The following is a 12,393-nucleotide window of genomic DNA, read 5'->3' on the forward strand; positions in this document are numbered from 1 at the left end:
ACACCCTTTCTAATATGAATAGAAATCCTTCCATGTTGCTAATTCATTCAGTGGCATTTTCACAGGAATATAGTTTCCATTTGATATTTCTTTAATAAACTTAGCTGTTTCATCACGCTGATAAATTTCCACTATTTTTTTCAATGTTTCATTATTTTTGTCTTCTGCCTTTGCCACGATAACATTAATAAATGGCTTAGCCGTTTCACTCTCATGAATGATGGCATCTTTCAATAAAAGACCAGCTTCTACAGCCACACCATTGTTAATAACGGCAAAATCAGCATCCTCCATTACCCTTGGCGTTGTCGCACCATCAACAGGCAAAATTGTTACTTTTTTTGGATTATCTTTAATTCGATCCTCCCCACCATTACCATCAAAATTGTCCGTTACTGTTAGTAGTCCATGCTCCTGAAGTAGTAGTAAAGCTCTTCCCCAGTTGGAAGGATCATTTGGTACAGCGATTTTTGCACCTTCTTTTAGTTCATCCAGCGATTTAAATTTATTGGAATATAAGCCAATTGGAGCCATTATTGTTGTGCCAATGGCCTGTAAATCCGAGTTATTATTTGTATTAAATAAATTTAAATAGGCAACATGTTGAAAAGCATTGATATCTACTTCGCCTTCTACCAGCGCTTGGTTTGGGTCATATTGCGCAGAAAATGTTACTAAATCGAGGTTAATATCTTCCTTGCTTGCCTGTTCCTTGATATATTCCCATGTTTTCAATTCTGAGCTACGAATACCAACCTTCACAGTATCCTTTTCATCTGCTGCAGAACATGCCACGAGTAAAAATAGCAATATAAAAAGTCCTACTAAATAGTTAAGTTTTTTCATCTTTACATTCTCCCTTAAGACACCCTACGTATTTTTCGTTCAAGACTATTGCCGATGCTTTGAATAATCTGTACAAGGACAACTAAAATTATCACTGTTACCAAAATCGTCGCATTATCAAAGCGTTGATAGCCGTAAGTAATGGCAACATCACCTAAACCACCGCCACCCACAGCTCCTGCCATGGCTGTCGCGCCAATAAGCCCTATCGTTGCAGTCGTGACACTTAGGATTAAAGATGGAAAAGCTTCAGGCAATAGAAACTTTCGTATAATTTGAAATGGGGAGGCTCCCATTGCTTTTGCTGCTTCAATAATGCCCTCATCCACCTCCAATAATGAATTTTCTATTAATCTTGATATATAAGGCCCTATATGCAAAACTAGCGGCACGATGGCAGCTGTCGTTCCAATTGCCGTTCCAACAAGTAACCGTGTAAACGGAATAATTGCAACAAGTAAAATAATGAACGGAATGGAGCGTAGCGTATTGACAATTGGATTAACAATCGAGAAAATTAATTTATTTTCAAGAATATGCCCTTTTCTTGTTACAACTAAGACTACTCCTAAAAGAAAGCCCAAAATGGCCCCAAAGAACAACGAAATGCTAACCATGTACAGCGTATCTAGAACCGCTTCGATAATAATTTGTGTGCTCACTTTCACGTGCAACTACCTCCTCTATTTGAATATTTTTAGCCTGAATAAATAGAAATGCTTTTTGTATTTCCTTATCAGAACCAACAAGCTCTACTATTAAATGACCGAATGGAATTCCTTGTAATTCTGTGATATTGCCAAATAATACATTGACATCTACAGCAAATTTTTTCGCTACCTGTGAGACAATTGGCTGTCCAACATCTACTCCAATGAATTTTAAATTGTAAATTTTTTTAGAGGTTTCTATGCTTTTTAATTGCTCATAAACAGAAGATGGTATTTCATCCCGAACAACCGACTGGACAAAATTTTTGGTTGTCTCCTCTCTTGGTGTAGAAAAAATTTCAAGCACATTACCTGTCTCAATAATTCTTCCGTTTTCCATGACAGCCACACGATGACAAATATCCCGAATAACTTCCATTTCATGTGTAATCATCAAAATCGTAATACCATACTCAATATTGACCTTCTTTAGTAACGCTAAAATCGATTTGGTCGTTTGTGGATCAAGAGCAGACGTTGCTTCATCACATAAGAGAATCGTCGGTTTGGTAACAAGTGCTCTAGCGATGCCGACTCTTTGTTTTTGCCCGCCTGATAGCTCGTCAATATAGCGATCAGCTTTGTCAGTTAAACCAACAAATGCTAATACCTCCTTCACTTGATCCTCCAAGTTCGATTTTTTTACTCCACTTATAATTAAAGGCATTGCCACATTTTCGAATACAGTTTTAGAATGAAGAAGATTAAAATGTTGAAAAATCATGCCGATATTTTTCTTCTCCTCTCGAAGTTGCCTTCTAGTAAGCGTAGTTAACTCTTTCCCATTTACAAGCACTCGTCCAGATGTTGGCTCCTCCAGTAAATTTACTGTTCGAATTAAGGTACTTTTACCAGCACCACTAAAGCCAATAACACCAAAAATTTCGCCCTTCTGAATCGTTAAATTGATGTGATTTAGGGCCGTCACTGTTGATGCTCCTACCTGAAATTCCTTTGTTGTTTCAATAAATTCAATCATGCACGTCTACCTCCTTAACATGTATGTTGTTTACTAAACTTTAAAATGCGGGAACAACAGCACCTTTGTACTGATCTTCAAAGAAAGAACGCGCCTTTTCACTTGTTAACCACTTAACGACCGTTTGGATAGCTGGATCATCCTTTTTTTCCTTTGTCGAGGCAATAATATTGACATAAGGCGAATCAGAACCTTCTATAATCAATGCATCCTTCATAGGATTATAGCCCCCTTCTAAAGCGTAATTCGTATTAATAGCAGATGCGTCTACATCATCTAATGACCGAACAAGTAATGGAGAATCTACACCGATAAATTGAATATTTTTCTGATTTTTCGTAATATCCTCAACTGTATAATCACCCGTCTTCGCTTTATCTAATTCAATCAGACCATTATTTTGAAATAGCAGTAATGCTCGAGAAAAATTAACAACATCATTTGGTACAGCCACCTTTGCATTTTGTGGCAAATCATTTATTTTCTTTAGTTTTTTCGAATACACACCAAATGGCTCAATATGAATCCCTTTTACACTGACTAAAGCTAAATGACTTTCTTTATTCGTTTGCTCTAAAAACGGCACATGTTGAAAAAAATTAAAATCCAACTCACCATCTGCTGTTTGTTGGTTCGTTTGCACAGCATCTTTTATAATGGAAATGTCTAGTTTCACTCCATCCTTTTCAATATCTTTTGCTAAATACTCCAATACTTCCGCATGAGGAACATTGGCTGCACCTACTTTTAATGTGACAATCTCCTCTTTACCTTCCTCTCCTTTGCTCGTGCAGCCAGCAAGCAAGCCTATAACCAATGCTCCAATTAGCAATTTCCAACCTTTTCTCACACTATTACCCCCTTAACTAATCAATTTACTTGGTTTAATGTAAAACAAATCTTATCCATTTACTAAGAATTGGTCAATACCTCATTCACTATATTTTTTCAAAAATTCAGAAAATCAGTCTTTGAAAAAGCACTTTTTTCTCGTAAAATCACTAAATTCAATCGAAAGTACAAAATTTTCATTTGCAGATAGAAACCTTTTTAACTATAGATAGAAAATTTCTATTATTTAAATATCAATTTCGCCTTGGCGTAATTGTAGCTGCCGCTTTGCTTTCGCTACAGATAAATTGCCACAGGACGTGGCGTTCTTAGACTGAGTTCCGCTATTTCAGTAGGTGTTTGGATACCTACTGAAAAGGAACCAAAACCGCATTTTCTCACCGCCTGTAGAGGTAGGAGTCTTCTGCTGAATGAAGATAAAAAACCTCTGAGTGGCTCATAACCACTCAGAGGTTTTACAATTCATTCAATATATTTTCAACAAATGTCCATTCCTCATCAGTTTCAATTGGTAATAATTCCTCTATTGAACCATCATTACCAGATAAATATTGCGCCGCAAAAATATCTCGTTCCTCAATAGGTTCGTCGGTTACAGGTACATATAAAACATAGGACTTTCCAAATTGGTCGGATGAAAATGTATGAATAACCTCGCAGACTTGATCTAATCCATCCTCATCCGTAACGGTAATTAACTGTGGCTCCTCCTGAAATTCGTCCAGAAGTGTCAGCACGACCTCATTAATCATTTCCCATTCAGCCTCAGTTTCAACAGGCATTAAATTGGTCATTTCTCCATTGTTATCATCGTACTCAAATGTCATAGCAGAAATATCCCCTGGAATTTCATTACCCGCTTCGTCCATTAACGAAAATAGTACATATGATTTTTCCTCTGCATCAAAGGTAAAAACGACCCTGCATTTTTGTTCCTTGCCATCCTTACCGATAATCATAAATTCTTGTGTTTCTTCATTCATTCAACTTCCTCCTTTATGTTTTTTTGAGAGATAGGGGTCATTCAGTTCTATGGTAAAGTTTCGCTTGTTGGTAATATTTCTTTCGATCACGTTCAAATCACTATTGAGTGACTCCTTACTCCTACAACCGATTTCACTTCTAATAGATTAAGCGGCTCCTTACCTCTCTTGCTTTCACAGCCATATTGAACGTCCCTTATTTTTTGACCACTTTCACCAACTGTATTAGGCCGAATTCCCGCAATTTTTGATCACTGTCACTCCATATTGAGCATTCGCCTGCATATCCCAATAAAAAAGGAACAAGGACTGCAAGTTGCGATCCTTGTTCCAAGCTTTAAGAAAGAAGATTAGTCTTCGTATTCATCCTCTAAAGCATTTAATACATCTTCTACCATATCCCACTCTGCTTCTGTTTCGATTGGTGTTAACTCGCCGTCTTCACCATTTTCAGAAGGAACGAATGAAGAAACGAAAATCTCTACAGAACCATCCTCATCTTCTTCTGCTCCTACCATTGAGTAAAATACGTAGGATTTGCCAAATTCAGGCGATTCATGAACATGAATCACTTCACAAAGCTGTTCATTCCCGTTCTCGTCAATCACTGTAATGTGTTGTACGTGTAATTCTTCTTCATGGTTGTGCTCGTGTGCCATGTGCTTGTCACCTCATCAATTAATTTTTGCTATCCAAATAGCCTTGTAAGATCATCACAGCAGCCATTTTATCAATGACTTGCTTCCGTTTTTTGCGACTAACATCTGCATCAATTAGCATACGCTCAGCAGCCATTGTCGTTAAACGTTCATCCCAAAGCTTTACTGGCAGTGAAAAGGTCTCCTCTAAAAGCTTTTTATAGTTTTCAGATGCCTCTCCACGTGGTCCCACCGTATTATTCATGTTTTTCGGATAACCTACAACAAATTCTGTTATAGCATACTCCTTTACTAGCTCGGCTATTCGTTCAACACCAAATTCACCGTTTGCTTCATCAATTTTTACGGTTTCAATACCTTGGGCCGTCCACCCTAGTGCATCGCTTATTGCCACGCCCACAGTTTTTGACCCAACGTCTAATCCCATAATTCTCATTTCTAGTCCTCGTTATTCTTTTTAATATAAAATTTAACAAGCTCTTCTAGAATTTCGTCACGCTCAAGCTTGCGAATTAAATTACGAGCATCCTGATGGCGAGGAATATACGCCGGATCACCAGAAAGTAAATAACCGACAATCTGATTGATAGGATTATATCCCTTTTCCTCTAATGAAGAATGAACTTTCAACATTACCTGCTTGACTTCCTGTTCCATTGATTCTTCTGGAAAATTAAATTTCATCGTTTGATCAAATGAACTCATGACCAGCACCTCGCTTTCAGAAATAAGGAGATGTGCAAAAAAGCTCATCTCCAATTTCTCTTTATTATAACCGATTTGGCGTATTAATTAAATGGATTTAATATAATCATACACAGAAAGTAGTGCTTCATCAAGTTTTGATGCATCTTTTGCACCTGCCATCGCCATATCCGGACGACCGCCGCCTTTACCACCACATGCCTCTGCTACCATTTTTACGATATTTCCGGCATGATAACTGCCGCCCACTAAATCTTTTGTGACGCCAGCACATAGCATTACTTTTTCGCCATCAACAGCTCCTAAAACGACAATAGCTTTATTCATTTTCACTTTTAAATCATCCATCATTTGACGCAATTGATTATTATCTTTTGCTTCTACTCTAGTAGAAAGGACTGTTACATCACCAATTGTTTGAGCTGCGTCTACAATTGCTCCTGCTTGTGCATTCGCAATTTTTTGAGATAGTGCCTCATTATCACGTTGTAATTCTTTATAGTCTGCTTGAAGTCCCTGTACTTTTGTCACAATATCTTTTGGATTTGCTTTTAATAAGGCTGCAGCATCGTTTAATAAAGCTTCCTCTTCTTTAACTGCTTCATATGCCACTTTTCCTGTTACAGCCTCTATACGACGCGTACCTGCACCGATTCCACCTTCTGAGATAATTTTGAAGAAACCTATTTCAGAAGAGCGTTTTACATGTAGACCACCACAAAGCTCAATAGAGTAATCACCAATAGAAACTACACGGACAATATCGCCATATTTCTCACCGAATAATGCCATAGCCCCCATTGCCTTCGCTTCATCGATGCCTTTTTCTTCAATCACAACCTCTATATCATCCCACACTTTTTCATTTACAATACGTTCAATTTGCTGTAACTCCTCTTTTGTCACTTGACCAAAGTGTGAGAAGTCAAAGCGTAAGCGATCAGGACCTACATATGAACCAGCTTGGTTAACATGATCGCCTAGCACATCTTTTAATGCACGCTGCATAATATGTGTAGCTGTATGATTTTTAATAATTAAATTTCGATCATCCCGATTAACAACTGCTTGCACAGTATCTTCTACATGCATTTCACCAGATTCAACTACCACTGTATGGAGCGGCTGACCATTTGGTGCTTTTTGAACATCTTTGACAACGGCAGTAAAGCTATCATTTGAAATGATACCACTATCTGCAATTTGTCCACCCATCTCAGCATAGAATGGTGTTTTTGCTAAAATTACTAGCGCTTCTTGACCTTCAGAGGCAACCTTCGCTACTTGTCCATTGACAATCATCGCTGCAATTTCTGTGTCTGCAGTTAATGTATCATAGCCTACAAATTCGCTGGCAACCGTTAAATTTGCGAGAACTTCATTTTGCACTTGCATGGAGTCTACATCTTGACGAGCTGCACGGGCACGCTCACGTTGCTCTTCCATTGCTTTCTCGAAGCCTTCATGATCTACCTTCATGCCTACTTCTTCAGCATATTCTTCTGTTAATTCAATTGGGAAACCGTAAGTATCATATAATCGGAAGGCATCTGCACCTGGAATATAATCATGTCCTGCTGCTTTTTGTGATGCAACGACCTCGTTAAAGATAGCTAAACCACCGTCTAATGTTTCATGGAAGCGAATTTCTTCATTTTTAATGACACGTTGGATAAATTCACTTTTTTCCGTTACCTCTGGATAGAAGTCCTCCATTATTTTGCCTACAGTTGGTACCAATTCAAACATAAATGGTTTTTCAATACCGATTTGTTTTGCATAACGAACAGCACGACGTAATAAACGACGTAATACATAACCACGACCTTCATTTGAAGGAAGTGCGCCATCACCAATCGCAAAAGCTACTGTACGGATGTGGTCTGCAATTACTTTGAATGGTGTATTAATATCCTCTTCTGAGCCGAAGATTTCATTTAAATCTACTTCGCTAGGACGCTTATACTTACGGTTAGCAAACTCCTCAATTTTTTCAATAATCGGCATGAATAAATCAGTATCAAAGTTAGTTGGAACATTCTGAACAACTGACACAATACGCTCAAGACCCATACCTGTATCAATATTTTGCTTTGGCAGCGGCGTATACGTACCATCTGGATTATGGTTGAATTGTGAGAACACTAAGTTCCAAATTTCAAGGTAGCGTTCGTTTTCTCCACCTGGATACATTTCTGGATCACTATCATTAGAGCCATATTCTTCTCCACGGTCATAAAAAATCTCTGAGTTTGGACCAGAAGGACCTTCTCCAATATCCCAGAAGTTCCCCTCTAATCGGATTAATCGTTCTTCAGGAATACCTATTTCGTTATGCCAAACATCATAGGCTTCTTGGTCTTCAGGATGAATAGTAATAGATAAAAGCTCTGGATCAAAGCCCATCCATTTTTTATCTGTTAAGAACTCCCAAGCATAATGAATCGCTTCTTTTTTGAAGTAATCTCCAATAGAGAAGTTACCAAGCATTTCGAAAAACGTATGGTGACGTGCTGTTTTACCTACGTTTTCAATGTCATTTGTACGAATCGACTTTTGGGCATTTGTGATACGTGGATTATCTGGAATAACACGACCATCAAAATATGGTTTAAGAGTAGCAACACCAGAGTTAATCCAAAGTAAGGATGGGTCATTAATGGGTACTAGTGGTGCTGATGGCTCATGATGATGACCTTTCTCTTTAAAGAATTCCAAATACATACGGCGAATATCTGCTGCTTTCATAGGATAAATTCCTCCTCATAATTTTGTTAAGTTTACGACATGAATCCGCAAATAAGCATAAAAAAGCCCTCATCCCAATAAGGGACGAGGACTTGTTAGTTGTCTCGCGGTACCACCCTAGTTGTAAGTAAAAAATACTTACCTCTTTAGCACTTGTAACGTAAGTGAACGGCAGAGATTAACTGCACTCTGGAGTAGCTTTCGGTATCTGCAATGTGAGGATTTTTTCAGCCAAGAAACCCCTTTCTGAACACCCACAAATACGTACTTGTTCCATCATCGTTTTTACTATTTTCTATCGAGCATTATAAAAAAAATATTTTGTTCTGTCAATTGTCACTAGTAAAGCTAACCATCACTAGGCAATCATTTTTTTGAAGTATGCCCACATTCCCCAAGTAAATACAACTAAAAATACACTAATTGTAATCGTTGTAATTGGTGAATCTGGATATGGCAATGGAACATTCATGCCAAAAAAGCTTGTAATGACTGATAATGGCAGCATAATTGTTGATATTACAGTAAGCAAATTAAGCTTTTCAATTGATTTACCACTAATAATTGAAAAATAAGTATCTAAGGTACTGTTTACTAAATCTCTATAGGTTTCTGTCGATTCAACAATTCGTTCAAGATGGTCATTTAAATCTTTATAGAATGGAATATTTTCCTCACGAATTTCAAATTTCCACTGACCATTACTATTTGAAAAAATTCTTTTTTGTGGCATAATTGCCTGTCGAATGAATATAATAGTTCGCTTAAGCGCAAGAAACTCCTCTGTAACTATTTTCGGCTGATAATCATATATTTCCTCTTCAAGCTCATCTATACGGGCTCTAATCCGTTCTAAAACTGGGAAATATTCATCAGTAATGCCATCAATAATTGTATGCAAAAGAAAATCAGTGCCTTTATCTAAATACTTTGTACTGTTTAAGCAAATATTTTCGATATGACCTAGCCATTTAAGCTTTTGCTTATGAACCGTTACAACATAATTAGGACCCATAAAAATATTTAATTCTACTGTAGTTATTTCATTGCTACTTTTTTCATTATAGATCGGGGCATGAAAAACAAAAAAATTATAGTCGCCATAATGATCCATTTTTGGGCGAGAACCCTCGTTTAAGCAATCCTCTACCGCTAATGGATGGAAGCCAAAAATTTCCGCGATATCATTTAATTCATTGTAGCTATATGCATATAAGTCAACCCATAATAAATCCTCAGCATGGAGGCCATGTTTAAATTCTTTCAAATTAAAATCATGTTCTACTATGTTGCTTCTTTTTTTAAAATAATGGATTTTAATCATTGTTTTTCACCTCATGTTTTATTATTTAAGGAGAACAAACAGGCATGAGCCTATTGTTGTTTCGGCGATAAGAAATCGACGATCCTTAAATGTTTATTTCTTCCTAACATTTGCTTACCCGGCTCAGGACTACTATCCATTTCTCATCACCTTCCTTAAATAACAAAAACACGCCTTCGACGAATGAAGGCGTGTTGAATACACATATCAAAAAACAGTACAGTAAAGAACAGTACTTTGCTTTCTTACCTTCAAACGTTGAGTTTTAGCACTATGCGGCATAGGAAATTTACTCCAGCTACGTTAAAAAACACCTTATTTCGATGATTTCTGTTGACCCATTGGCGTCTCTCGACATTTTTGGGTAGTAGCGTATCTCCAGCATAGGAGCCTCACCTAACGAAGGGATTGTTATTTTTTTATTCTTGTAAATCATAATGCATAATGAAACAACTGTCAAACTGAAAAATTTTTGTAGCAGATTTAGGAACAATCATCTTTTAAAAATTTTTCCACCCTTCCAATATATTGTTCTCGATTATAGGTTTGATAAAGTACTGATGCTAAGCGAACTGGGTCACCGAAGAAGAAACGCTCATAAAGTGTTTGCCTTGTGCCAAAGCTACTCATTGTTAAATCCCAAGCCAAACGGAATTTTTTAACCCGCTCTTTACCGCCATCTTTAAATGACTGTAAATAGTGTTCTAGGTCCCCATCATCCGCTACAAAGGCTTTTTCACTTGGAATGGACATTAATCCACTTGCACCAAGTAATTGGATGATTTCAGTAAAAGTCGGATACACTTTTGGGAACACATGAATGGCAACTTGCAATGAAGGATGATCTGGCCTTATAAACCCAAAAGTATCCCTTGTTGCCTCAATTTCTGACTTTAACAATAAAGCCTTCATTGTTTCTAATGCTACAATAATATCTACAACCTTTTGCTGCACATGCTGATAGTCTCCTATATTTATCGTATCTACAATTGATTGCACCACGCCCAAAATAAATTCTGTTTTAGCTATTTGGCGTGACAGCACCTGATGTAAGCCATAGGCCTGAAAGCCACTGATATTCATAAAGGTATTGGCAACTTCTAAATTTTCATAATAAAAGACGCGCTCCCATGGCACAATCACATCATCAAATACAACAATTGCATCCATTTCCTCAAAGCGGCTGCTTAATGGATAATCAAACGTTGATTCACCGCCTACAAAGGACTGCCTACATAAAAACTTTAAGCCTTTAGTATTGCTAGGAATCGAAAATGCAAAGCCTTTTCCTTCGTCATAACCGTTTGTTGAAATCACAAGAAGTTCATCAGTAATTCCTCCCTGTGTAGCGAGTAATCTTGCCCCTTTAATGACTAACCCTTCACTTGTTTTAGCAACAATTTTAGCAGCAATAATGACTTCCTCATCCTCAAAATAAAACTTTTTACGATTAACTTGGGGCTCTATAAAGGTATGAGTCATCGTTAAATCATTTTCGCGGGCATGCTCATAAAATTTCACTAAATGCTCAGGGAAACAATTTGGTTTATCTTTTAAATAATCAGCAGCTGACGCAAGTGCCATTAATGTCGTATTCATGTAATCTGGACTTCTTCCCATAAGACCATGAGTGGATAGTGCCCATTCTCTTGCGGCAATACGTCTTTTTACAAGATCTTCGCCTGTCAATACTTGTAGAAAAGACATCCCAACACGATGATTACTAGTCGGTGATACATAGGTCATCTTATCAAGCAATGCCTGCTCATTTTGTAAATCAAAGAGTCTTGCCTGACTCTGCATAACTCCCTTAAATGCTGGATGCTCCGACACCTTTCCTGTTACAACTTCACCATCAATAGAAATATACGTTTGCAACGCATCAATACGCTCAATATATTGCTGTCCTGTAATTGCTGGCATGCAGTCACCCCTAAACATTCCAATTATTTTATACTCGTTTAGTATATGGAATTTCCCAGTTTTAGGTTCCAAGGTTCCCAACTGTATTATATCAATCCATCAATCTAGGGAAACTGTACCACTTTTTTTGAGACAAAAAGAAATTTGCTTATATCGCTGATTTTTCAGTTATTTTAGATAAAATCGATTACAATAAGCGATTATTAAACAAGTTCAATTTTATGTCACATTCATAAAAAAGTCTGTTTTAACTAGTACAGAGTTTCTAGATTTTTACTTTATGTAGGTGTAAGATAGCCTCGTAAACAAAACAAAAAACATCTTTTTCAAAGGAGAATATAGATGAACCATAAAATCATTGCATATGTCGAAGAATTAGAAGCTGCCTTAATGAATCAAATGGAGGATCATAACGAAGAAAATCTTTTATTTTCTATTGCTTCTAATTTAATTGCTCAAGACAGAGCTAATTATAAAAATGTTTGCCAGGCTTATGAAGTGGTAAAACATCATATCGTAGGTATTCATTAATCACTTTTAAAGCATAATGAAATACTATTATGTCAATGAAATCAAGGTGACAAATTAAAAAGTATAGCCCTTTTTCAAAACGAGGGGTTGATCTCCGTTCCGACTGAGTGCTTTGCCGCTGACGCTTCGCTTT

The 12,393-nt window shown here is 37.1% G+C and carries 12 protein-coding genes, 1 riboswitch and 1 other annotated feature; of the genes, 1 reads left to right on the forward strand and 11 read right to left on the reverse strand.

Annotated features, from left to right (window positions below):
• Positions 1-9: 9 nt before the first annotated feature.
• The 11 genes from B2R82_RS23945 to hpaB form a co-directional block, all read right to left on the reverse strand.
• Positions 10-846: a MetQ/NlpA family ABC transporter substrate-binding protein gene (locus B2R82_RS23945; RefSeq protein WP_286927446.1), complete on the reverse strand. Its 837-nt coding sequence runs from the start codon at positions 844-846 to the stop codon at positions 10-12.
• Positions 847-860: 14 nt separating this feature from the next.
• Entirely contained in the window at positions 861-1,463 is a 603-nt protein-coding gene (locus B2R82_RS23950) for a methionine ABC transporter permease (RefSeq protein ID WP_376781177.1), read from the reverse strand.
• Entirely contained in the window at positions 1,456-2,535 is a 1,080-nt protein-coding gene (locus B2R82_RS23955) for a methionine ABC transporter ATP-binding protein (RefSeq protein WP_286927447.1), read from the reverse strand. Before B2R82_RS23955 ends, B2R82_RS23950 begins: the two co-directional genes overlap by 8 nt.
• A gap of 40 nt (positions 2,536-2,575) precedes the next feature.
• A complete protein-coding gene (locus B2R82_RS23960; protein WP_286927448.1) occupies positions 2,576-3,385 on the reverse strand; it encodes a MetQ/NlpA family ABC transporter substrate-binding protein in 810 nt (269 codons plus the stop codon).
• Between the two features lie 457 nt (positions 3,386-3,842).
• Complete coding sequence (locus B2R82_RS23965; RefSeq protein ID WP_286927449.1) at positions 3,843-4,370, reverse strand: DUF1292 domain-containing protein; 528 nt, start codon at positions 4,368-4,370, stop codon at positions 3,843-3,845.
• A 350-nt stretch (positions 4,371-4,720) separates the two neighbouring features.
• Complete coding sequence (locus B2R82_RS23970) at positions 4,721-5,029, reverse strand: DUF1292 domain-containing protein (RefSeq protein ID WP_016994165.1); 309 nt, start codon at positions 5,027-5,029, stop codon at positions 4,721-4,723.
• A gap of 19 nt (positions 5,030-5,048) precedes the next feature.
• Complete coding sequence (gene ruvX / locus B2R82_RS23975; RefSeq protein WP_283868854.1) at positions 5,049-5,465, reverse strand: Holliday junction resolvase RuvX; 417 nt, start codon at positions 5,463-5,465, stop codon at positions 5,049-5,051.
• A gap of 2 nt (positions 5,466-5,467) precedes the next feature.
• Positions 5,468-5,734 carry an IreB family regulatory phosphoprotein gene (locus B2R82_RS23980; protein WP_004226839.1) on the reverse strand — a complete coding sequence of 89 codons (267 nt, stop codon included), beginning with the start codon at positions 5,732-5,734 and terminating at the stop codon, positions 5,468-5,470.
• 87 nt (positions 5,735-5,821) lie between these two features.
• A complete protein-coding gene (gene alaS / locus B2R82_RS23985) occupies positions 5,822-8,482 on the reverse strand; it encodes an alanine--tRNA ligase (RefSeq protein WP_286927451.1) in 2,661 nt (886 codons plus the stop codon).
• A gap of 77 nt (positions 8,483-8,559) precedes the next feature.
• Positions 8,560-8,771: a binding site (T-box leader), on the reverse strand.
• Between the two features lie 69 nt (positions 8,772-8,840).
• Complete coding sequence (locus B2R82_RS23990) at positions 8,841-9,806, reverse strand: magnesium transporter CorA family protein (RefSeq protein WP_286927453.1); 966 nt, start codon at positions 9,804-9,806, stop codon at positions 8,841-8,843.
• A gap of 243 nt (positions 9,807-10,049) precedes the next feature.
• A riboswitch (M-box (ykoK) riboswitch) is annotated at positions 10,050-10,217 on the reverse strand.
• Positions 10,218-10,289: 72 nt separating this feature from the next.
• Positions 10,290-11,729, reverse strand: coding sequence for a 4-hydroxyphenylacetate 3-monooxygenase, oxygenase component (gene hpaB, locus B2R82_RS23995; protein ID WP_286927455.1), 1,440 nt, complete (start codon positions 11,727-11,729; stop codon positions 10,290-10,292).
• Positions 11,730-12,071: 342 nt separating this feature from the next.
• Here hpaB and B2R82_RS24000 point away from each other — a divergent pair, with 342 nt between their 5' ends.
• Positions 12,072-12,260, forward strand: a complete 189-nt coding sequence (locus tag B2R82_RS24000) for a hypothetical protein (RefSeq protein WP_286927457.1) — start codon at positions 12,072-12,074, stop codon at positions 12,258-12,260.
• Positions 12,261-12,393: the final 133 nt, after the last annotated feature.

The sequence above is a fragment of the Lysinibacillus sp. UBA6686 genome, assembly GCF_002455205.1.
GTDB classification, from domain to species: Bacteria; Bacillota; Bacilli; order Bacillales_A; family Planococcaceae; genus Lysinibacillus; species Lysinibacillus pakistanensis.

What these genes read in the sequence shown, in the direction of transcription:
- B2R82_RS23945 (WP_286927446.1), bottom strand. Translation starts at nt 846, where the DNA reads ATGAAAAAACTTAACTATTTAGTAGGACTTTTTATATTGCTATTTTTA.
- B2R82_RS23950 (WP_376781177.1), bottom strand. Translation starts at nt 1,463, where the DNA reads ATGGTTAGCATTTCGTTGTTCTTTGGGGCCATTTTGGGCTTTCTTTTA.
- B2R82_RS23955 (WP_286927447.1), bottom strand. Translation starts at nt 2,535, where the DNA reads ATGATTGAATTTATTGAAACAACAAAGGAATTTCAGGTAGGAGCATCA.
- B2R82_RS23965 (WP_286927449.1), bottom strand. Translation starts at nt 4,370, where the DNA reads ATGAATGAAGAAACACAAGAATTTATGATTATCGGTAAGGATGGCAAG.
- B2R82_RS23970 (WP_016994165.1), bottom strand. Translation starts at nt 5,029, where the DNA reads ATGGCACACGAGCACAACCATGAAGAAGAATTACACGTACAACACATT.
- ruvX (WP_283868854.1), bottom strand. Translation starts at nt 5,465, where the DNA reads ATGAGAATTATGGGATTAGACGTTGGGTCAAAAACTGTGGGCGTGGCA.
- B2R82_RS23980 (WP_004226839.1), bottom strand. Translation starts at nt 5,734, where the DNA reads ATGAGTTCATTTGATCAAACGATGAAATTTAATTTTCCAGAAGAATCA.
- alaS (WP_286927451.1), bottom strand. Translation starts at nt 8,482, where the DNA reads ATGAAAGCAGCAGATATTCGCCGTATGTATTTGGAATTCTTTAAAGAG.
- B2R82_RS23990 (WP_286927453.1), bottom strand. Translation starts at nt 9,806, where the DNA reads ATGATTAAAATCCATTATTTTAAAAAAAGAAGCAACATAGTAGAACAT.
- hpaB (WP_286927455.1), bottom strand. Translation starts at nt 11,729, where the DNA reads ATGCCAGCAATTACAGGACAGCAATATATTGAGCGTATTGATGCGTTG.
- B2R82_RS24000 (WP_286927457.1), top strand. Translation starts at nt 12,072, where the DNA reads ATGAACCATAAAATCATTGCATATGTCGAAGAATTAGAAGCTGCCTTA.